The organism is Pseudomonas sp. B21-053 (genome assembly GCF_026016365.1).
GTDB lineage: Bacteria > Pseudomonadota > Gammaproteobacteria > Pseudomonadales > Pseudomonadaceae > Aquipseudomonas > Aquipseudomonas nunensis.
The window spans coordinates 5564046-5585556 of record NZ_CP087205.1; the positions used below are offsets into that span (position 1 = coordinate 5564046).

Below are 21511 nucleotides of genomic sequence, written 5' to 3' on the forward strand. Positions count from 1 at the left end.
TCAGCCCTCCAGAAACGTGAAGTGATCGGTCAAAACCAGGCGCAGCCGTTCGCGAATCACCGCGACCTGCTCGGCACTGTAGGGCTTGGCCGGATGTTTGCCCCAAACCGGGGCTGGCCAGGCGGCGTCCTCGCGTTTGCGCACAATCACATGCATATGCAGCTGGCTGACAACATTACCCAAAGCCGCGACGTTCAATTTGTCGGCGTCGAACGAGTCCTTGAGCATTTCCGCCAGGGCGGTGGTTTCCTGCCACAGCTGCTGCTGATCGGCGACATCTAACTGAAACAACTCGCTGATATCTTCGCGGCGCGGCACCAGGATGAACCAGGGATAGTTCGAATCGTTGGACAAGAGCAACCGGCAGAGGGGGAAGTCCCCGATCGGTAAGGTGTCTTGTTGAAGTCGTGGATCTAAAGCGAACACTGAGCGCACTCCCGCCGGTTTCATCATTTTCAGCTTAGCGCCCCTCAATAGAGGCTGCGTGCCAAGCGACAGGACGGCAGCATACCTGCGAATGCCCCAGGCTTCACGACGAACCTTGGCCGCCATCCACCCAATAAATTTTGCCGAGCGGGACGCACGCCCCGACATGAGACATTTTTCAGCGGAGCGCACCATTACAGAACCGATGCGGTGACAAAAAACGCCGAAGTGACCCATGAATACTCATTTGTTCGCAGGCTACCGATCGCCGCGCTGTATGAATTCAGTACAGCGATTAAAATTTTTTGCACCAAAACCGCACATCGCGTCTACGCTGAGAGCGTCGGGGATCCGCCGATTACTCACTTTTGGGGTGAACCGGTAACGTTTTTTGTGGTCGCGCGATTGTCATGATGGCGCAACACCATGCAATGGATGGCGTCAAGTGCAAACAAAACGCGCTTGAAACCCCCGGTTTTATGAGGTTTTTACAGCTGCAAGCGGGCCTTCAGAAAAAAACAGACACAGAATTCTGATTTGAGCACGCTTGTTGCATTCACACCTATATCGCCTACGAAGCGTCCGCTGGAAGTGGAAGCTGGAAGGCAAATAAAAACAGCGGCAGGGTTGCCCGATGGAGATTCAAACGTTTCACCAGGGACTCTTTTTACCGGTGCTCCAGGTTTGGAAAACAACGCTAAAGTTGTCAATCCGCTTGCGTCGGGGCAGTGAATTTGCGACATCTACCAAGCCATTTGCGACAGGGTCGTAAAGAAGCTGAAAGGTTAGATACGCAAGTATCGCCAACATTGTCGGCGTGATATAAGTTTGCGCCGACACAAAAAGAAAGAGCCGCCCAGATAATAAAACAGGTGGGACGGCAGTACTCTTCTAAAACCAAAGGAGCAAATCACGATGCGCGTGATGAAGTGGAGCACAATCGCACTGGCAGTTGCAGCAGCAGCCAGTACTCAAATGGCTACGGCCGCACCTTTTGTTAGTGACCAGGCTGAAGCCAAAGGTTTTGTTGAAGACAGCTCGTTGAACTTGCTGGTTCGCAACTACTACTTCAACCGTGACAACAAGGATGGCAGCCGCGACGTCAAAGACTGGACCCAGGGCATTTGGGGCAACTTCAGCTCCGGCTACACCCAAGGTACTGTAGGCGTTGGTGTTGATGCATTCGGTTACCTGGCCATCAAACTGGATGGCGGCGATGGCACTTCCGGCTCGGGTAACATGAGCCGTAGCGACACCGTTAATGCTAACGGCGGCCGCGACGTCAACGACAGCCAGGGTAAAGCCGGCGCAGCGATTAAATTCCGCATCTCCAAAACCGAGTTGAAAGTCGGCGACATGCAGCCGAGCACCGCTCCTGTGTTCGCAGTCGGTGGTTCCCGTATCCTTCCGCAAACTGCCAGCGGTTTCCAACTGCAGAGCAGCGAAGTCAAAGATCTTGACCTCGAAGCCGGTCACTTCTACTCGGGTACCAGCCAAGACAAGAACTCCCGTGACGGCGGCCTGTTCGCAACCTACGCAGGCGTTGAAGCCAACACCATCGACTACTTCGGTGGCAAATACGGCATCACTGAAAACCTGACCGCATCGTTGTATGGCGCCAAGCTGGAAGATATCTGGAACCAGTACTACGCGAACGTGAACCTCACCACTCCAATCAGTGGTGACACCTCGCTGAACACTGACTTCAACATCTATCGCACCACCGACACCGGTGACGCGAAAGCCGGTGACATCAGCAACACCGCGTTCTCGCTGGCAACTGCTCTCACCTTCCTGAAAGCACACACCATCACCCTGGCCTTCCAGAAAGTGAATGGCGATACCCCGTTCGACTACATCGGTATCGGCAAGAACAACCGTGGCGGCGACTCGATCTTCCTCGCCAACTCCATCCAGTACTCTGACTTCAACGCCCCTGGCGAGAAGTCGGCCCAGATCCGTTACGATCTGAAAATGGCTGAGTACGGCGTTCCTGGTCTGAGCTTCATGACCCGTTACGTGAAAGGTTGGGACATCGACGGCACCAACACTCCAGCAGGCAGCGCTTACACTGGCCTGTACGGTGCTGACGGCAAGCACAACGAAACCAACTTCGAGGCCAAGTACGTTGTTCAGTCTGGCCCGGCAAAAGACCTTTCCTTCCGTATTCGTCAAGCATGGCACTTCGCTAACGCTGACGAAGGTGAAGGCGACGTGAAAGAGTTCCGTTTCATCGTCGACTACCCGCTGTCGGTTCTGTAATTGCCGAAAGTTAGTTTGCGGTAATCAAAAAAAGGCCCATCTTCGGATGGGCCTTTTTTATTGACTGCGGCTCACGCTTAATTGATAGCTTGCTACTCAATTAGCCTGACTGTTAAGTCAGGCATTAGTCGCACTCACTTCAATTCACCGGTGCTTCCTGAACCACACGAATAACTCGTTGCGGGAACGGAATATCAATACCTGCGGTTTTCAAACGATCTCGGGATTGTTCATTGAACATGAACATCACATCCCAGTAATCCGCCGTCTTGACCCACACTCGCAGGGACACAGTAATCGAACTGTCGCCCAGGGTCGAAATAACGGCTTGTGGTGCAGGTTCCGCCAGGATGCGTTCATCTTTGGCCAGTTCCAGCAACACTTCACGGGCCTTTTGCAAGTCCGCTTCGTAGTCCACGCCTACATCAAACACGACTTTGCGGGTTGGCTGACGGTTAGTGTTGGTGATAATGCCGTTCGACAGGTTGCCGTTCGGGACAATGATGGTCTTGTTGTCGCCAGTGCGCAGCACAGTGTGGAAAATCTGAATGCTGTCGACTGTACCGGCAACGCCCTGGGCTTCGATCCAGTCACCAATGCGAAACGGACGGAACAACAGAATCAGCACGCCGCCGGCGAAATTCGCCAGGCTGCCCTGCAACGCCAGGCCAATGGCCAGGCCTGCCGCACCGATGGCTGCGACGAACGAGGTGGTTTCCACACCAATCATCGAGGCCACGCTGACAATCAGCAAAACCTTGAGAATGATGTTGGCCAGGCTGCTGATAAAACCTTGCAGCGCCAGGTCGGCGTTACGCAGAGCCAGCAAGCCACCGAGCTTTTGCGTGACCTTGTTGATCAGCCACCAGCCGATGGCCAGGGTGATCACTGCCAGCAGGACACGACTGCCATACTCCATGATCATCGGGATCCAGGCTTGAGACGCCTTGACCAGATTGTCCACTTCAGTATTCAAATCCATCTACTTTCTCCTGATTCCCGGCCATCCGGCACGCGAACAATAAGCGGCATAAAGGGCCTGCCGAGGTTAAGCACAATGCAGTGTGGGAGCGGGCTTGCTCGCGAAGAGGGCGTGTCAGTCGAAATCATTGCTGAATGACACACCGCTTTCGCGAGCAAGCCCGCTCCCACAGGGCCCGCGTTACATGTTTAGTCGCGGAAGTTGTTGAACTGCAGCGGCATGTCGAACGTCTTGGCGCGCAGGGCCGCGATGGCTTCCTGCAAATCGTCGCGCTTCTTGCCGGTGATGCGCACTTGCTCGCCCTGGATGGAGGCCTGGACCTTGAGCTTGGCGTCCTTGACGTGAGCGACGATTTTCTTCGCCAGCTCTTTGTCGATGCCTTCCTTGAGGACGGCTTCCTGCTTCATCAGCTTGCCCGAAGCGTAGGCGTCCTTGACTTCAAGGCACTGCACGTCGATCTTGCGCTTGACCAGGGAGAGCTTGAGGATCTCGATCATCGCTTCGAGCTGGAAGTCGGCTTCAGCGGTCAGGTTGACGGTCAGGTCCTTTTCCTTGAACTCGAAGGTGCCCTTGCCTTTCAGGTCATAACGACGATCGAGTTCCTTGACGGCGTTCTCGACCGCGTTGGTGACTTCGTGTTTGTCCAGTTCGGATACCACGTCGAACGACGGCATGTAGTTTCTCCAATAAAAAGGCGCGCTCGATCACGATGGAGCGCGCTTGGCTTGCGGTTAAAATCGGGCTCATTATAACGGGTCTTTCTCAACCGATACTGCGAGCCTCACATGCCTGCCTTAATCCGAGCAAAAAGCTGATGTCCATGACCTGGCATGTCCTGGGCGCCGGAAGCCTTGGCACCTTGTGGGCTACCCGCCTGGCGCGGGCCGGCGTTCCGGTTCGGTTGATTGTGCGCGACGAGCAACGCTTGCAGGCGTATCGGGCGGCCGGTGGCCTGACGCTGGTGGAACACGGCGAAGCAAAACTCTATGAGATCCCCGGCGAAACGTCCGACAGCGATGAGCCGATCAATCGCCTGCTGGTGGCCTGCAAAGCCTACGACGCCGTGCAAGCCGTGGCCCGCCTGGCGCCGCGCCTTGCCCCCGGTGCCGAACTGATTCTGTTGCAGAACGGCCTCGGCAGCCAGGATGCGGTCGCCGCGCAAGTGCCCCAGGCCCGCTGTATCAGCGCGTCGAGCACTGAAGGCGCGTTTCGCGATGGCGACTGGCGCGTGGTATTTGCTGGCCACGGTTACACCTGGCTGGGGGATGCCGGCCATCCGGTGGCGCCGATCTGGCTGGAGGACCTGACGGCTGCCGGAATTCCCCACGAATGGACTACGGACATCCTCACCCGCCTGTGGCGAAAACTCGCGCTCAACTGTGCGATTAATCCGCTGACCGTGCTGCACGATTGCCGTAATGGCGGTTTGCAGCAGCATCATTGCGAAGTGGCCACCCTCTGCGCCGAGCTGACCGAACTGCTGGAGCGTTGCGGGCAACCGGCCGCCGCCGAACATCTGCAACAGGAAGTCGAGCGGGTGATTCAGGCCACCGCCGCCAATTACTCGTCGATGTATCAGGATGTGGCCAATCAGCGCCGCACCGAAATCAGCTATCTATTGGGCCATGTCTGCAGAGTCGCGGCGCGGCACCAGTTGAATCTGCCGCATCTCAATCAGCTTGAGGCCCGGTTAACCGCGCATCTGCACAGCCTTGGATTGCCCAGCGACTGAGCAGCGGCTACGCTGGCCACTTGTTCCTTTGCAGCGATAAACCTGATGCCACTGCGCCAGCGCCTCGAAAACCTACCTGTCGGCCAGAAACTGCTGGCCGCCCTGCTGGTGCTGTTGATCACCGTCCTGCTGGTCGCCAACCTGACCTTTATCAGCGCCGCGTACTACATTTCCCAGGAAAGCATGGCCCCCCAGGCCCTGCAAACCATTGGCCGGCTGGTGTCGAACCCGAGCCTGGTGTCCGAGGCATTGAAGTCGCCGCAAAGCGCCGAGCGCCTGCTCAATGAACTCAACAGCTACTCGCCATTGCGCGCAGCGGCGCTGTATGACGGCGACGGCGTGCGTCTGGCGCAGTTGCAGCACGGCGAAAAACTCAAGCTGCCGGAGCGCTACCGGCATATCGAAGCGTGGCAAGCCACGGAGTTTCGCAGCAATCAAATCATCACCCTGCCCCGCCCCGGCACCGAACCGGGCCATTTGCTGCTGGTGGCGAGCAGCGAACTGCCGGTGGCGTTCTACACCGGCACCCTGACCGCGAGCCTGGGCATCCTGATCTTCAGCGTGTTGCTGTGGCTGGTAATCGCCCGGCAGATCAAACGCCTGATCACCCGGCCGATCCATCAGCTCGAAGAACTGTCCCGTCAGGTCACCCGGGAGGAGAACTACGCGTTGCGCGCCTCTCGCGGCAACCACGATGAAATCGGCAGCCTCGCCGAGGCGTTCAACACCATGCTTTCGCGTATTGAAGCCCGGGAGCAGCAACTCAAGCGCGCCCGGGACGACTCCCAGGCTGCTTATGATCAGGCCCAGGGTCTGGCGGAAGAAACCCGTCATACCAACCGCAAGCTGGAACTGGAAGTCCAGGTGCGGAGCAAGATCGAGAAGAAACTCACCGGTTTCCAGAATTACCTCAACAGCATCATCGACTCCATGCCTTCTGCGCTGATCGCCCTCGACGAACAGCTCTACGTCACCCAGTGGAATCAGGAGGCCAGCGCCCTGTCCGGCACGCGCCTGGACGAAGCGCTGAACCAGCCGATCTTCCTCGCGTTCGAACCGCTCAAACCGTTTCTGCCGCAACTCAAGCAAACCGTCGAGCAGCACACCGTGGCCAAGATCGAGCGGGTGACTTGGGTCAAGGACGATGAAGCCAAACACTACGCCCTGACCTTCTACCCGTTGATGGGCGGCGCCGGGCGTGGCGTGGTGATCCGGATCGACGACATCACCCAGCGCCTGTCCCTGGAAGAAATGATGGTGCAGTCGGAAAAAATGCTTTCGGTCGGCGGCCTCGCTGCCGGCATGGCCCACGAAATCAACAACCCGCTGGGGGCGATCCTGCACAACGTGCAAAACATTCGCCGTCGGCTGTCGCCAGACCTGCCGAAAAACCTCGAGCAAGCCGAACACGTTGGCGTCGAACTGGAAACGGTCAACCAGTACCTGAAAGCGCGGGAAGTGCCGCAATTGCTCGATGGCATCCAGCAGGCCGGGGCACGGGCGGCGAAGATCGTCACGCACATGCTCAGTTTCAGCCGACGCAGCACCCGCCAGATGGCGCCGTGCGACCTGCCGGCGTTGATCGATCAAGCGGTGGAAATCGCCGGTAACGACTTTGACCTGGCGATCGGTTTCGACTTCAAGGGCCAGGCGATCATTCGTCAGTTCGACCCGGCGCTGGGCCCGGTGCCGGGCACGGCCAACGAATTGGAGCAGGTGCTGCTCAATCTGTTGAAAAATGCGGCCCAGGCGATTCATCAGCGCGAAGACGACCGTGAACCGGGGCGGATCATCCTGCGCACCAAACTCAACCCACCGTGGGCGGAAATCCAGGTCGAGGACAACGGTATCGGCATGAGCGAGAACGTGCGCAAACGCACCTTCGAGCCGTTCTTCACCACCAAGGAAATAGGCCAGGGCACCGGCCTCGGGCTGTCCGTTTCGTATTTCATTATCACCAACAACCACAAGGGTCAGATGGAAGTGCAATCGACCCTCGGCCAGGGCACCTGCTTCACCTTGCGCCTGCCGTTGGCGGGCACCCCGCTCGTCTCCCAAGAACTCAATCAGTTATCGAGGTAACCATGGGCTTTCGCCTGTCGAAGATTTACACCCGCACCGGCGACAAAGGCGAAACCGGCCTGGGCGATGGCCGTCGCGTGCCCAAGGATCACCCGCGGATCGAGGCGATTGGCGAGGTCGATACGCTGAACAGTCAGGTGGGTGTGCTGTTGGCCGGGCTGGAAGCGCAAAGCGCTGTTTATCCGGGTTTGAACGAAGTGATTGAGGTGTTGGCGCCGTGTCAGCATCGGTTGTTTGACCTGGGCGGTGAACTGGCGATGCCGGTGTATCAGGCGTTGAATGCCGCAGAAATCGAACGGCTGGAAGCGGCGATTGATCTGTGGAATGAAGAACTGGGGCCGCTGGAGAATTTCATCTTGCCGGGCGGTTCGGCGTTGATTGCCCAGGCTCACGTCTGCCGTAGCCTGGCGCGCAGTGCGGAACGGCGGTGTCAGCATTTGAATGCGATTGAGCCGCTGGCCGGGGTTGGCCTGGCGTATATCAATCGGTTGTCGGATTTGCTGTTTGTGGTAGCGCGGTTGATTGCCAAGCGCCAGGGGATTGCCGAGATTCTTTGGCAGCCGGCGGCCAAACCTGAGGTTTAGTCGGCGCATGTAAGGACGCCTTCGCGAGCAAGCCCGCTCCCACATTGGAATGCGTTCCCCTGTAGGAGCGAGGCTTGCCCGCGAAGAGGCCAGCAGCATCAACGCAGAATCAGTCCTCAGGCCAAAACGCCCGAATCCCCGCCACACCCTGCGCCCCGATGTCCCAAGCCTTCTGCCGCTCCGCCGGGCCAACGCCACCCAACAGGAACACCGGCTTGCTGAAACCTGCGATCAGGTTTTCAGCCTGCTCCCAACCCAACGGCTGGCCATCAGGGTGAGTCTGGGTCAGTTGCACCGGCGACAGGGTCACGAAGTCCACGCCCATCTGCTCGGCCAACGCCAGTTCTTCCGCGTTATGACAGGACGCCGCCAACCAGCGCGACGCCGGCAACGGTCGACCGGCCGCTGCGTACTTGCGCAACTGCGCGGCGGTGATGTGCCAACCGGCGGACGGGAAGTCGCCCAGCCACTCGAACGGCCCCTTGATCATCAACTGCGCCTTGCCGGCACACAGCCCCGCCGCATCCACCGCCAGGTCGCGGTATTTAGGGTCGTAGCCGTTAGGCGCCCGCAGCACGATCAACTTGATGCCGCCGGCAATCGCTTTCTGGATACCGCGCAGCAAGGCCGGGGTTTCCATGTCTTCCGGGGTAATCAGGTACTCCGCCGGCAGCCGTGCAGCAGCAACGATCGGCTGGTTGGCCGCCGGGAACTCGTAGTTCAGCAGGTCACGCGGTGCGACCCACTCCAGCGGCTGGCCTTCGGCGCCGTGGGGTTCGCCGCTGAATGCGGAGACTTCCCAGACATCCAGCAACACTTGTTTGTCCGGGTAGTCGTGCTGAACCTTGATCAGCGGTCGCGCCGCTTCGACGACAATGCCCAACTCTTCCTGAAGTTCACGGGCCAGGGCGGTTTCAACGGACTCGTCCGCCTCGACCTTGCCACCGGGAAACTCCCACAAACCGCCCTGGTGCTGGGTGTCGGCACGGCGCGCGATAAGAATCTTGCCAGCGCTGTCACGGATAACAGCGGCGGCGACGTGTACTCGTTTCACTGTCCTACCTCCTCCAGTCCAGCCTTCTGCCAGGCCTTGAACGCTGGCCATTGGTAGATGGTTTCGACGTAGGCCTCGGCCACCGCCGGCAACTTCACCCGGTAGGTGCGCAGACGCACGGCTATCGGCGCGAAATACGCATCCGCCAGGCTGGCGCTGCCAAACAGGAATGGGCCGGTTTCGGTCGCAGTGGCGCGGCATTCAGCCCACAACGCCAGCATGCGCTCGATTTCCGCCTGAACCTCTGGCGGGATCGATGGCAGCGCTTCGTCGCGACTCAGGTCGAATGACATGTTGCTGCGCAGGGCAAAGAAACCGCTGTGCATCTGCGCGCAGGCCGAACGGGCCTGGGCGCGGGCGGCGGTATCTTTGGGCCAGAGGCCGGCGTCGGGGAATTGCTCGGCCAGGTACTCGGCAATCGCCAGGGAATCGGCGATGACACCGTGTTCGGACTTCAGCAGCGGGACTTTGCCGGTCGGCGAATGCTTGAGCACGCGCTCACGGGTGTCTGGCTGGCCGAGTTTGATCAGTTCTTCGGTGTAGGGAGCGCCAGTCAGTTCGAGGGCCAGGGCACTGCGCAGGGACCAGGAGGAAAGTAGCTTGTCGCCGATGATCAGGTGGAGGCTCATGTTCGGGACCTTTTGATGAGGGGTGCAGGCCAGAATCTCTAGCGTCTGGTAGACCCTTTTCGCGAGCAGGCTCGCTCCCACATTGGAATGCATTCCCCCTGTGGGAGCGAGCCTGCTCGCGAATAAGGCGACTCGGTCTTAAGTGCGGTACTCAGCGTTGATCTTCACGTATTCGTGGGACAGGTCGGTGGTCCAGATGGTTTCGCTGCAATCACCGCGACCCAGCTCGATACGGATGGTGATTTCTTCCTGCTGCATTACCGCCGAGCCCTGGGCTTCGGTGTACGTCGAGGCGCGGGCGCCGTGGCTGGCGATGCACACTTCGCCGAGGAACACGTCGATCTTGCTCACGTCCAGATCCGGCACGCCGGCACGGCCGACGGCGGCGAGGATGCGGCCCCAGTTCGGGTCGGAAGCGAACAGCGCGGTCTTGATCAGCGGCGAGTGGGCCACGGTGTAGCCGACGTCCAGGCATTCCTGGTGGTTGCCGCCACCGTTGACTTCGACGGTGACGAACTTGGTCGCACCTTCGCCGTCACGCACGATGGCCTGGGCCACGTCCATGCAGACTTCGAACACCGCTTGCTTCAACTTGGCGAACAATTCACCGCTGGCGGAAGTGATTTCCGGCAGTGCAGCCTGACCGGTGGCGATCAGCATGCAGCAGTCGTTGGTCGAGGTGTCGCCGTCGATGGTGATGCGGTTGAACGACTTGTTGGCGCCATCCAGCAGCAGGTTTTGCAGGACTTCACGGGAGACTTTGGCATCGGTTGCGATGTAACCGAGCATGGTCGCCATGTTCGGACGAATCATGCCCGCGCCTTTGCTGATGCCAGTGACGGTGATGGTCACGCCGTCATGTTCGAACTGGCGGCTGGCGCCTTTAGGCAACGTGTCGGTGGTCATGATGCCGGTGGCGGCAGCTTCCCAGTTGTTCACCGACAGATCATCAAGAGCGGCTTGCAACGCGCCTTCGATTTTCTCGACCGGCAACGGCTCGCCGATCACACCGGTGGAGTACGGCAGCACCAGACTGGCATCGACGCCGGTCAATTCAGCCAGTTTCGCGCAGGTGCGCTCCGCAGCGGCCAGGCCAGGTGCGCCGGTGCCGGCGTTGGCATTGCCGGTGTTGGTCAGCAAGTAACGCACCGGACCTTGCACGCGTTGCTTGGCCAGGATCACGGGCGCGGCGCAAAACGCGTTCAGAGTGAACACACCCGCGACGGTGGAGCCTTCGGCACAGCGCATGACCACGACATCCTTGCGCCCTGGGCGCTTGATGCCGGCCGAAGCGATACCGAGTTCAAAACCGGCAACCGGGTGCAACGTTGGCAAAGGACCAAGACCAACAGCCATGAATGCGCTCCTTAATAAATGATGTCTGCACCGTTTTCAGGAAGAACGGTGGGTTTAAATGGCAAAACGCCGCGACGGCTGATGCCGGTCGCGGCGCGGGTATTTCAGCGATTGAAACGGGTTTTACTGGATCTGCCCGTGGCAATGCTTGAATTTCTTGCCCGAACCGCAGTAGCACAGTTCGTTACGGCCCAGCTTCTGATCGTTGCGTACCGGTGCGGTGGCAAGGGCGACATCGACCTCTTCACCCAGCAGTTCCGGTTGCTCGAGACCCGGCGCTTCGTCGTGCTGGAACTGCATGCGGGCGGCCAGTGCTTCGGCTTCCTGACGCAGGCGTTGTTCTTCTTCGATCGGATCTTCGCGGCGAACCTGAACGTGGGACAGCACACGGATCGAATCGCGCTTGATCGAATCCAGCAGCTCGGAGAACAGCGTGTACGACTCGCGCTTGTACTCTTGCTTCGGGTTCTTCTGCGCATAACCACGCAAGTGGATGCCGTGACGCAGGTGATCCATGGTCGACAGGTGGTCTTTCCACAGGTCGTCGAGTACACGCAGAACGATTTGCTTCTCGAAGGTGCGCAGCGCTTCGGCGCTCGCCTGCTCTTCTTTCTCGTTGTACGCCGCCAGCAGCTCGGTCATGAGCTTCTCGCGCAGGGTTTCTTCATACAGGTGATCGTCTTCGTCGAGCCATTTCTGGATCGGCAGCGCTACACCGAAGTCGCTCTGCAACGCGGCCTCCAGACCGGCAACGTCCCACTGCTCAGGCAACGATTGCGGTGGAATGTGCGCGCTGACGGTAGCGTTGAGCACGTCCTGACGGAAGTCAGCAATGGTTTCGCCAATGTTGTCGGCGGCCAGCAACGTGTTACGCATGTGATAGATCACTTTACGCTGTTCGTTGTTGACGTCATCGAACTCGAGCAATTGCTTGCGAATGTCGAAGTTGCGGCCTTCAACCTTGCGCTGGGCCTTCTCGATGGCGTTGGTCACCATGCGGTGCTCGATCGCTTCACCGGACTGCATGCCCAGGGCTTTCATGAAGTTCTTCACCCGGTCAGAGGCGAAGATGCGCATCAGGCTGTCTTCCAGCGACAGGTAGAAACGGCTGGAACCGGCGTCACCCTGACGACCGGCACGACCACGCAACTGGTTGTCGATACGACGCGATTCGTGACGCTCGGAAGCAATTACCTGCAAGCCGCCGGACTCCAGCACTTGCTGGTGGCGTTTCTGCCAGTCGGCCTTGATCTGGGCAATTTGCTCAGGTGTCGGGTCTTCCAGCGAAGCCACTTCCACTTCCCAGTTACCGCCCAACAGGATGTCGGTACCACGACCGGCCATGTTGGTGGCGATGGTCAGTGCGCCTGGGCGACCGGCCTGGGCAATGATCTCGGCTTCTTTTTCGTGGAACTTGGCGTTCAGAACCTTGTGTTCGATGCCTTCTTTCACGAGCAGGCTGGACATGTGTTCCGACGTTTCAATCGTTGCAGTACCCACCAGCACCGGACGGCCCTGGGTCATGCATTCCTTGATGTCGGCCACGATCGCGGCGTATTTCTCGTCAGCGGTGAGGAACACCAGGTCGTTGTAGTCTTTACGCGCCAGCGGCTTGTTCGGCGGGATAACCATCACCGACAGACCGTAGATCTGGTGGAATTCGAACGCTTCGGTGTCAGCAGTACCGGTCATGCCGGACAGCTTGTTGTACAGACGGAAGTAGTTCTGGAACGTGGTCGAAGCCAGGGTCTGGCTTTCGGCCTGGATGCTCAGGTTTTCCTTGGCTTCGATGGCCTGGTGCAGGCCTTCGGACAGACGACGACCCGGCATGGTACGACCGGTGTGTTCGTCGACCAATACAACCTGACCGTCCTGCACGATGTATTCGATGTTGCGATGGAACAGCTTGTGCGCACGCAGACCGGCATAAACGTGGGTCAGCAGGCCCAGGTTATGCGCCGAGTACAGGCTTTCGCCTTCAGCCAGCAGGCCGATACGGGTCAGCATTTCTTCAACGTACTGGTGACCGGCTTCGTTGAGTTCGACCTGACGGGTCTTCTCGTCGACGGTGTAGTGGCCAGCCTTGGTGACTTCGCCTTCGACTTCTTCGACGTGCAGTTCCAGCTGCGGGATCAGTTTGTTGATCTCGACATACATCTTGGAGCTGTCTTCAGCCTGACCGGAAATGATCAGCGGGGTACGGGCTTCGTCGATGAGGATGGAGTCGACTTCGTCGATCACGGCAAAATTGAGTTCGCGCTGGAATTTTTCTTCCATGCTGAACGCCATGTTGTCGCGCAGGTAGTCGAAACCGAATTCGTTGTTGGTGCCGTAGGTGATATCGGCGGCGTAAGCCAGGCGTTTTTCTTCCGGCGGCTGGAATGGGGTAACCACGCCGACCGTCATGCCGAGGAATTCGTAGAGCGGACGCATCCAGTTGGCGTCACGACGGGCCAGGTAGTCGTTCACGGTAACAACGTGCACGCCTTTGCCGGACAGCGCGTTCAGGTAAACGCCCAGTGTTGCCACCAGGGTCTTGCCTTCACCGGTACGCATTTCCGCGATCATGCCTTCATGCAAGGTCATGCCGCCGATCAGCTGGACATCGAAGTGACGCATACCCATGACGCGCTTGCCGGCTTCGCGGGCGACCGCAAAGGCTTCTGGCAACAGCTTGTCGAGGGTTTCCCCTTTGGCGATGCGGGCCTTGAACTCATCAGTCTTGGCACGCAATTGATCGTCCGAAAGGGCCACCATTTGCTCTTCGAAGGCATTGACGAGTTGCACCGTCTTGAGCATGCGTTTGACTTCACGCTCGTTCTTGCTTCCAAAAAGTTTCTTTAACAAAGGCGCAAACATATCGGCAGGATCTTCCACACTAAAGGGATGGAGGGCGGCCCCGTGAGTCGCCCGTGCAGCCCTCATGGCCGCATGCGAACGAGCATTCTACCCGGAAACGATGGTGAGGAAAGTGGCGTTATTCCACGATGCATGCACTGCGCTGTTACGGGGCTCACTTAAAATAAGGGCTTTTTGCTGAACTTCAACCCATTCACGGTAGAAGTTACTTGTTGATTTAATGGGTAAAGCGCTCGCAAAGCAATGGGTCAGGCGCATCGGGTGCTTTCTGCTACCATGGCGGCTCTGTTACTTCAGGTGTCTGATCATGGCATTTCGCCCTCTCACGGCCAGAGCACCCGCTGTTCTGCTTCGCGAAGCCAAACCGCTGAAAGCCATTTTCGGCCAGGCTCAACGCCTGGGTCATTTACAACGCCTGGTGGAAAGCCAATTGCAGCCTGCCGCGCGTGAGCACTGTCATGTGGCTTCGTGGCGCGAAGGCAGTTTGTTGCTGATTGTCACCGATGGGCATTGGGCGACACGCCTGCGTTACCAGCAGAAGCGCCTGCAACGACAATTGCAGTTGTTCGATGAGTTTGCCAGCCTGACCCGGATTCTGTTCAAGGTGCAACCACCGACCGTCCAGCAAGGCGCAGCGGGGCATACCATCAGTCTGTCCAGCGATGCGGGTGCGACCATTCAGGCGACAGCCGACGGGATCAGTGATCCGAATTTGCGCGCGGCGCTGGAGCGTCTAGCGGCGCACGCCAAACCCAAGGACTGACCGAATCCCCTGTGGGAGCGGGCTTGCTCGCGAATACGGAGTGTCAGTCGACATTATTTTTGAATGACACACCGCTTTCGCGAGCAAGCCCGCTCCCACATTTGATCTGTGTCCGCTGGTTATCGGCGTTTACTTCCGCCTAATAAAGAACCCATCAACCCGCGTACCAACTGTCGGCCCAATTGATTGGCCGCCTGTCGCATCGCCGATTTCAGTGCCTGCCCCGCCGCCGTGCCGAGGAACTCCCCGGCCTTGTCGGTGAAGCTTGGCTCTTCAGCGGCCGGTTTACCCGGTGCCGCGTCAGCCTCCGGCGCCAGGCCCTTGCGCCCCATCAACACTTCATACGCGGACTCACGATCAACCGGCTTGTCATAACGCCCCTTGAACGGCGACCCGGCGATCAGCAGCGTGCGTTCGGTTTCGGTCAACGGCCCGATCCGCGATTGCGGCGGTGCGACCAACACCCGCTGGACCATTTCCGGCGTGCCCTTGTCCTGCAAGGTGCCGACCAGCGCCTCGCCGATTCCCAGTTCGGTCAACACCGACAAGGCATCAAACGCCGGGTTCGGCCGGAAGCCGTCAGCCACCGCGCGCAGGGATTTCTGTTCCTTGGCGGTAAATGCCCGCAAGCCATGCTGGACCCGCAGGCCGAGCTGGGCCAACACGTCGTCCGGCAAGTCACCTGGAGACTGGGTGACGAAATACACGCCGACACCTTTGGAGCGAATCAACCGCACCACTTGCTCCAGACGCTCTTGCAACGCCTTGGGCGTGTCAGCGAACAACAAGTGCGCTTCGTCGAAAAACAGCGCCAGCAGCGGTTTGTCCGCATCGCCACGCTCCGGCAGTTGCTCGAACAACTCTGCCAGCAGCCACAGCAGGAACGTCGCGTAGACCTTTGGTGCTTCGTGCACCAGACGGCTGGCATCGAGCAAGTGAATGCGCCCGCGGCCATCGGCGGTCGGTTGCAGGATGTCTTCGAGTTGCAGCGCCGGTTCGCCGAACAAGGCTTCAGCGCCTTGTTGCTCCAGGATCGCCAGACGCCGCAGCAGCGCCTGACTGGAGCCGGTGGTCATCAATGCTGCGTCGTCGCCCAGCAATTGCGGGTTGTCGCGCAGGTGATTGAGCAGCGCTTTCAAATCCTTGAGGTCCAGCAGCAACAGGCCTTCGCGGTCCGCGACCTTGAACGCGGCGTACAGCGCCGATTGCTGGCTGTCGCTCAACTCCAACAGGGCGCCGATCAGCAGCGGGCCCATTTCACTCAGGGTGGTGCGCAATGGATGACCGGACTCACCGTGAATGTCCCACAAGGTCACCGGATACGCCTGGGGTTTGTAGTTCAGCCACGGCATCCCGGCGATCCGCTCGGCGACCTTGCCTTGCGGGTTGCCGGCGGCGCCCAGGCCACACAGGTCACCCTTGATGTCAGCGGCAAACACCGCCACGCCGGCGTCGCTGAAAGCTTCGGCCAGGCGCTGCAACGTGACAGTCTTGCCGGTGCCGGTGGCGCCCGCGACCAGACCGTGACGGTTCGCCAGGCGCATGGCCTGGGCGATCGGCTGCCCCGCTTGGTCGGCACCGATAACGAGTTGCGATGAGTCAGGCATTTTGTCACCCATGGTTAATCTTTGATCCTTCACGGCCGATAAAAAGAAGTGAGAAACACGACTGAAAAGAGCCTCGGTAGTCCCTTAAGGAGAGACGGAATATCAGCTTGATTTCAACACTGTCCATTTTGCGCGTCTTTATAAAAGCACGCCTTGGACATATAAGACCTTAGCGGACACCCCAAGCCATGAATAAAAATCTGCGCTTCAGCCATAAGATACTGCTTGCCGCCGCCCTGATCGTTATTGCTGCCTTTGCCTCGTTCACGCTGTACAACGACTATCTGCAACGCAATGCGATTCGCGAAGACCTGGACAACTACCTCAACGAAATGGGCGAGGTCACCGCCAGCAACATTCAAACCTGGCTGACCGGTCGCATCCTGCTGATCGACAACCTTGCGCAAAACATCGCCATCAACCCTGAACAGTCCACCGTCGCCAGCCTGCTAGAGCAGAAAGCCCTGACGTCGACGTTCATGGCGTCCTACCTCGGCGACGCCACCGGCCACTTCAGCATCCGCCCGGATGTGAAGATGCCTGATGGCTTCGACCCACGGGTTCGTCCTTGGTACAAAGGCGCCGAAAGCAGCAGCACGGCGACCCTGACCGAACCGTATATCGACGCGGCCACCGGCCAGACCATCATTTCCATCGCCACCGCCTCGAAAAAGGCCGGACAAAGCGTCGGTGTAGTGGGCGGCGACCTGAGCCTGCAAACCTTGATCGACACCCTCAGCGCCCGGGATTTCGACGGCATGGGTTATGCCTTCCTGGTCAGCGCCGACGGCAAGATCCTGGTGCACCCGGATAAAGCCCTGGTGATGAAATCCCTCAGCGAGGCCTATCCGAAAAATACCCCGCGCATCAGCAGTGATTACAGTGAAGTCGAAGTCGACGGCAAAACCCGCATCGTGACCTTCACCGCGATCAAAGGCCTGCCGTCGGTCAATTGGTACATCGGCCTGTCCGTGGACAAGGACAAAGCCTTCGCCATGCTCAGCGAGTTCCGCACCTCGGCGGTGATTGCGACGGTGATTGCCGTGGCCATCATCATCGCCCTGCTCGGCATGCTGATCCGCATCCTGATCCAGCCGCTGCATGTCATGACCCGCGCGATGGAAGACATCGCTGACGGTGAAGGTGACCTGACCAAACGCCTGACCATCCAGAACCAGGATGAATTCGGCGTCCTTGGCACCGCTTTCAACCGTTTCGTGGAGCGGATTCATACGTCGATACGCGAAGTGTCCTCGGCCACCGGCCAGGTCAACGAAGTGGCCCTGCGTGTGGTCGCGGCCTCGAACTCGTCGATGTTCAATTCCGACCAGCAGGCTTCACGCACCAACAGCGTGGCTGCAGCGATCAACCAGCTCGGCGCCGCCGCCCAGGAAATTGCGCGCAACGCCGCGCAAGCGTCGAACCAGGCCAGCGATGCCCGCAGCCTGGCCGAAGATGGCCAGCAAGTGGTGGATCGCAGCATCAAGGCGATGAATCAGCTGTCGAGCATGCTCAGCGCGTCGAGCACCAATATCGAGTCGCTGAACAGCAAAACCGTGAACATCGGGCAGATTCTCGAAGTGATCACCAGCATCTCCCAGCAAACCAACCTGCTGGCGCTCAACGCCGCGATTGAAGCGGCGCGCGCTGGTGAGGCCGGGCGTGGTTTCGCGGTGGTGGCCGACGAGGTGCGCAACCTGGCGCACCGCACCCAGGAATCGGCGCAACAGGTGCAGACCATGATCGAGGAGCTGCAAGTTGGCGCCCGGGAATCCGTCAGCACCATGAGCGAAAGCCAGCGCCACAGCCAGGACAGCGTGGAAATCGCCAACCTGGCCGGCGAACGCCTGAACAGCGTGACCTTGCGCATCGGTGAGATCGACGGGATGAACCAGTCGGTGGCGACCGCAACCGAGGAACAGACGGCGGTGGTGGAATCGATCAACGTCGACATCACCGAGATCAACACGCTGAACCAGGAAGGCGTGGAAAACCTGCAATCGACATTGCGCGCGTGCTCGGACCTGGAGCAGCAGGCGGCGCGGTTGAAGCAGTTGGTGGGCAGTTTCCGTATTTAGGTTGTATTTGAGGGCCTCTTCGCGGGCAAGCCTCGCTCCTACAAGGGATCACACAACCCTGTAGGAGCGAGGCTTGCCCGCGAAGGCGGTCTGCAAAACCCCGAAACACCTCGCTGACACCCCACCGCAAAACCCCAAACGAACATCTATCCTTCATAAAGGTCAACCTAGGGAGAGGACCGGACCGGAGGGATGTTCATCGTGCATATCGCGGACATAACCATGTTCTACGCCCCTGCGAGCGGTGGCGTGCGCACTTATCTGGATGCCAAGCACCGTCGCCTCGGGGTAAAACCAGGCATTCGTCACAGCCTGCTGATACCGGGTAAACACTTCAGCGAACAAGACGGTGTGTATCAGGTTCCCGCCCCCGCCCTGCCCTTCGGCAAGGGTTATCGTTTTCCTCTCCGTTTGGCGCCATGGCGCAATGTCTTGCAGGATCTGCAACCCGACCTGATCGAAGTCGGCGACCCGTACCTCACCGCGTGGGCGGCGCTGGATGCGCGGCGGCAACTGGATGTGCCGGTGATCGGTTTTTATCACTCGGACTTGCCGCTGCTCGTCAGCAATCGCATGGGCAATTGGGTGACCAATAATGTCGAGGCCTACGTCAGCAAGCTCTATGGCAACTTCGACCGGGTGCTCGCGCCGAGCCAGGTCATGGCGAATAAGCTGATCGGCCTCGGCGTGCGCAATGTGTTCGTGCAGCCTCTGGGTGTCGATTTGCAAACCTTCAACCCCACTGCCCGCGACCCCGGTCTGCGGGCCGAACTAGGGATTGCTGAAGACACCCGGCTGCTGATCTTCGCTGGCCGTGGTTCCAAGGAGAAAAACCTGCCGGTGCTGCTCGACTGCATGCGACGCCTGGGGCCTCGCTATCATTTGTTGCTGGTGGGTTCCTCGATGCCGGCGCAGGTGCCGGACAACGTCACGGTGGTGGATGAGTTCTGCCCGGCGCCGCAAGTCGCACGGTTGATGGCCAGCGCCGATGCGCTGCTGCATGCGGGCGACCAGGAGACCTTCGGCCTGGTGATCCTCGAAGCCATGGCCAGCGGCATTCCGGTGGTGGCGGTGGCAGCCGGGGCTTTTCAGGAAATTGTCACCGAGCAATGCGGCCTGCTCTGCACACCGAACAATCCACTGGCCATGGCCAACGCCGTTCGCGAGTTGTTCAGCCGCGGCAGCGTCACGCTCGGCGAACAGGCCCGGCAGCATGTCGAACGGCATTACGCCTGGGACGCGGTGGTCAACAGCCTGCTCGGCCATTATCACGCCGTGCTCGGCACTCAATGGCCGCTGATCGCCAATGGCTGACTCCACCCCCCGCCAGCGTTGCTGTTGGTGCTGCACGATGTGGCGCCGCAGACCTGGGCCGATTACCAACCTTTTGTCGAAGCCGTCGATGCCCTGGGCGCAGTGCCGATAACCTGGCTGGTGGTGCCTGACTTTCACAAGCACAACGATCTGGAGGCACATCCAGGTTTTCGGCGGATGTTGAGCGGTCGTGTCGACCGGGGCGATGAACTGGCGCTGCACGGTTACTTTCATTGTGACGACAGTCCTCCGGCCACCACGCCTAAAGACTGGTTCATGCGGCGCATCTACACCCACGAAGGCGAGTTCTATAGCCTGTCCCAAGCTGCAGCCCTCGCCCGCCTGCGCGCCGGTATCGAGGTGTTTCAGCGTTACCGTTGGCCCTTGCAGGGCTTCGTCGCCCCGGCCTGGCTGATGAGCGAAGGCACGCGCCAGGCGTTGCGTCAGTTGCCATTGAGTTACACCAGCGATCCGCAACACCTGTATCGTTTGCCGGACTTCAGCCCGATTGATGCTCCGGGGCTGGTCTGGAGTGCACGCAGTGCGTGGCGCCGCGGGCTGTCGAAACTGCTCAGCGATCAACGCGAACAGCGCTGGCAGCAAGCGCCGGTGATTCGCCTGGGTTTGCACCCGGTGGACATGCGCCATGGATTTTCCCGCGATTACTGGCTACAAACCCTTAAACGCTTACTCGACGAGGGCCGTGTGCCAATGACCAAGGCCAACTGGCTGATGCTGCACCAAGACCGAATCGGCCGCGCCGCATGAGTCGCGGGATTCTGCTGTTCCTCGCCCTGCTCGCGGCGGTAATGATCCCGTTGGTGCTGGGCGGCAACGAAACCTGGTCGCGCCTGCAAAGCTTTCCGGTGAGCGGTTTGCTGATCATGTTCGGCATGATCTTGCTGTGCTGGGTGGTCAACACCATGCGCTTGCGCCTGTTGCTGGGCGATCAGCGCGACAAGGTCAGCCGCGTTAAAAGCCTCGGCGTGGTAATGGCCGCCGAATTTGCCTACTGCGCCACCCCCGGCGGCAGTGGCGGGCCGCTGACCATCATGGCCCTGCTGGCCCGCAACGGCGTGCGCCCGGCCAGGGGCAGCGCGGTGTTTGCCATGGATCAGTTGAGCGATCTGCTGTTTTTCCTCTGCGCCCTGAGCGGGATTCTGATTTACGCGCTGTTCCAGCACCTCAGCCAGCGCATGGAATGGCTGCTGACGGTCAGCGCAGTCTCGATGTTCGGCGGGTTGGTCAGTTGCGTGGTCGTGGCGCGTTATCACCGTTTGTTGATTCGCCTGAGCGGCCGGCTGCTGGCGCGTCTGAATGTCAAAGCCACCACACGCCTGCGCTGGGCGCGAAAACTCCTGCACTTCCTGGCGGCGTTCACTGACACGTTGAAGCTGCCTTATCAGACGTTGATCAAAGTATTTGCCTTGACCTGCGTGCATTGGGTTCTGCGCTACAGCGTGTTGTATTTGGCGTTGCGCGGGCTCGGGGCGGATTTGCAGTGGGCCTGGAGTTTTCTGATCCAGATGCTTTCGCTGAGTGCGGGACAGTTCAGCCTGTTGCCGGGCGGTGCCGGGGCGGCGGAATTGACGTCGGCGGCGCTGTTGGCACCGATGGTAGGGAAATCCACCGCAGCGGCGGCGATTCTGATCTGGCGGGCCGTGACGTATTACTTTTATCTGGTGGTCGGCGGGCCGGTGTTTTTAATAATGCTGGGGCGGCCGCTGCTCAAGAAGTTGATGAAGTTCAAGCAAGCCTGAAGCCCAATGTAGGAGCGAGGCTT

17 protein-coding genes and 1 pseudogene are annotated in these 21511 nt (G+C 59.5%); 10 read left to right on the top strand and 8 right to left on the bottom strand.

The genetic code is table 11. The features are described from left to right. The gene (locus LOY68_RS24940; protein ID WP_054045765.1) at window positions 1-426 is read right to left on the bottom strand and encodes an HIT domain-containing protein; all 426 of its coding nucleotides are present in this window, start codon (window positions 424-426) and stop codon (window positions 1-3) included. Window positions 427-1341: 915 nt separating this feature from the next. On the opposite strand from LOY68_RS24940, the gene LOY68_RS24945 reads away from it, so the two are divergent. Next, on the top strand, window positions 1342-2688 hold the full coding sequence (locus tag LOY68_RS24945; RefSeq protein ID WP_163912555.1) for an OprD family porin: 1347 nt from the start codon (window positions 1342-1344) through the stop codon (window positions 2686-2688). A gap of 139 nt (window positions 2689-2827) precedes the next feature. Here LOY68_RS24945 and LOY68_RS24950 read toward each other — a convergent pair whose 3' ends face one another. Both LOY68_RS24950 and LOY68_RS24960 read right to left on the bottom strand, forming a co-directional pair. Beyond that, window positions 2828-3670 (bottom strand): mechanosensitive ion channel family protein, encoded by an 843-nt coding sequence (locus LOY68_RS24950; protein ID WP_054045013.1) that lies wholly within the window; start codon window positions 3668-3670, stop codon window positions 2828-2830. A gap of 188 nt (window positions 3671-3858) precedes the next feature. Then, entirely contained in the window at window positions 3859-4344 is a 486-nt protein-coding gene (locus LOY68_RS24960; RefSeq protein WP_054045015.1) for a YajQ family cyclic di-GMP-binding protein, read from the bottom strand. Window positions 4345-4484: 140 nt separating this feature from the next. Here LOY68_RS24960 and LOY68_RS24965 point away from each other — a divergent pair, with 140 nt between their 5' ends. Genes LOY68_RS24965 through LOY68_RS24975 form a run of 3 tightly spaced genes read left to right on the top strand, consistent with a single transcriptional unit; the run spans window position 4485 to window position 8068 of the window. After that, complete coding sequence (locus tag LOY68_RS24965) at window positions 4485-5402, top strand: putative 2-dehydropantoate 2-reductase (RefSeq protein WP_054045017.1); 918 nt, start codon at window positions 4485-4487, stop codon at window positions 5400-5402. A gap of 45 nt (window positions 5403-5447) precedes the next feature. After that, window positions 5448-7484 (top strand): HAMP domain-containing sensor histidine kinase, encoded by a 2037-nt coding sequence (locus LOY68_RS24970; protein WP_054045019.1) that lies wholly within the window; start codon window positions 5448-5450, stop codon window positions 7482-7484. A gap of 2 nt (window positions 7485-7486) precedes the next feature. Then, complete coding sequence (locus tag LOY68_RS24975; protein ID WP_265040524.1) at window positions 7487-8068, top strand: cob(I)yrinic acid a,c-diamide adenosyltransferase; 582 nt, start codon at window positions 7487-7489, stop codon at window positions 8066-8068. 109 nt (window positions 8069-8177) lie between these two features. Here the strand turns inward: LOY68_RS24975 and LOY68_RS24980 are convergent, their stop codons facing one another. The 4 genes from LOY68_RS24980 to secA form a co-directional block, all read right to left on the bottom strand. After that, window positions 8178-9122, bottom strand: coding sequence for a Nudix family hydrolase (locus LOY68_RS24980; protein ID WP_265040525.1), 945 nt, complete (start codon window positions 9120-9122; stop codon window positions 8178-8180). Beyond that, on the bottom strand, window positions 9119-9751 hold the full coding sequence (locus LOY68_RS24985; RefSeq protein ID WP_163912545.1) for a glutathione S-transferase family protein: 633 nt from the start codon (window positions 9749-9751) through the stop codon (window positions 9119-9121). Before LOY68_RS24985 ends, LOY68_RS24980 begins: the two co-directional genes overlap by 4 nt. Before the next feature lie 138 nt (window positions 9752-9889). Then, window positions 9890-11107 carry a bifunctional glutamate N-acetyltransferase/amino-acid acetyltransferase ArgJ gene (gene argJ, locus LOY68_RS24990; protein ID WP_054613721.1) on the bottom strand — a complete coding sequence of 406 codons (1218 nt, stop codon included), beginning with the start codon at window positions 11105-11107 and terminating at the stop codon, window positions 9890-9892. A 123-nt stretch (window positions 11108-11230) separates the two neighbouring features. Beyond that, a complete protein-coding gene (gene secA, locus LOY68_RS24995) occupies window positions 11231-13966 on the bottom strand; it encodes a preprotein translocase subunit SecA (RefSeq protein WP_265040526.1) in 2736 nt (911 codons plus the stop codon). Between the two features lie 307 nt (window positions 13967-14273). Between secA and LOY68_RS25000 the strand changes: the two genes are divergently transcribed. Beyond that, window positions 14274-14729: a DUF721 domain-containing protein gene (locus LOY68_RS25000; RefSeq protein WP_054613720.1), complete on the top strand. Its 456-nt coding sequence runs from the start codon at window positions 14274-14276 to the stop codon at window positions 14727-14729. A 119-nt stretch (window positions 14730-14848) separates the two neighbouring features. Here LOY68_RS25000 and LOY68_RS25005 read toward each other — a convergent pair whose 3' ends face one another. Then, the gene (locus LOY68_RS25005) at window positions 14849-16336 is read right to left on the bottom strand and encodes a DUF853 domain-containing protein (RefSeq protein WP_265040527.1); all 1488 of its coding nucleotides are present in this window, start codon (window positions 16334-16336) and stop codon (window positions 14849-14851) included. A gap of 188 nt (window positions 16337-16524) precedes the next feature. Between LOY68_RS25005 and LOY68_RS32410 the strand changes: the two are divergent. The 5 genes and pseudogenes from LOY68_RS32410 to LOY68_RS25025 form a co-directional block, all read left to right on the top strand. Then, window positions 16525-17556: pseudogene (locus LOY68_RS32410) on the top strand (cache domain-containing protein); the annotation flags it as partial. A gap of 93 nt (window positions 17557-17649) precedes the next feature. Next, complete coding sequence (locus LOY68_RS32415; RefSeq protein ID WP_375538741.1) at window positions 17650-18414, top strand: methyl-accepting chemotaxis protein; 765 nt, start codon at window positions 17650-17652, stop codon at window positions 18412-18414. Window positions 18415-18606: 192 nt separating this feature from the next. Then, a complete protein-coding gene (locus LOY68_RS25015; protein WP_265040529.1) occupies window positions 18607-19728 on the top strand; it encodes a glycosyltransferase family 4 protein in 1122 nt (373 codons plus the stop codon). Between the two features lie 18 nt (window positions 19729-19746). After that, window positions 19747-20496, top strand: a complete 750-nt coding sequence (locus tag LOY68_RS25020) for a polysaccharide deacetylase family protein (RefSeq protein ID WP_265040530.1) — start codon at window positions 19747-19749, stop codon at window positions 20494-20496. After that, the gene (locus tag LOY68_RS25025) at window positions 20493-21488 is read left to right on the top strand and encodes a lysylphosphatidylglycerol synthase transmembrane domain-containing protein (protein ID WP_265040531.1); all 996 of its coding nucleotides are present in this window, start codon (window positions 20493-20495) and stop codon (window positions 21486-21488) included. Before LOY68_RS25020 ends, LOY68_RS25025 begins: the two co-directional genes overlap by 4 nt. Window positions 21489-21511: the final 23 nt, after the last annotated feature.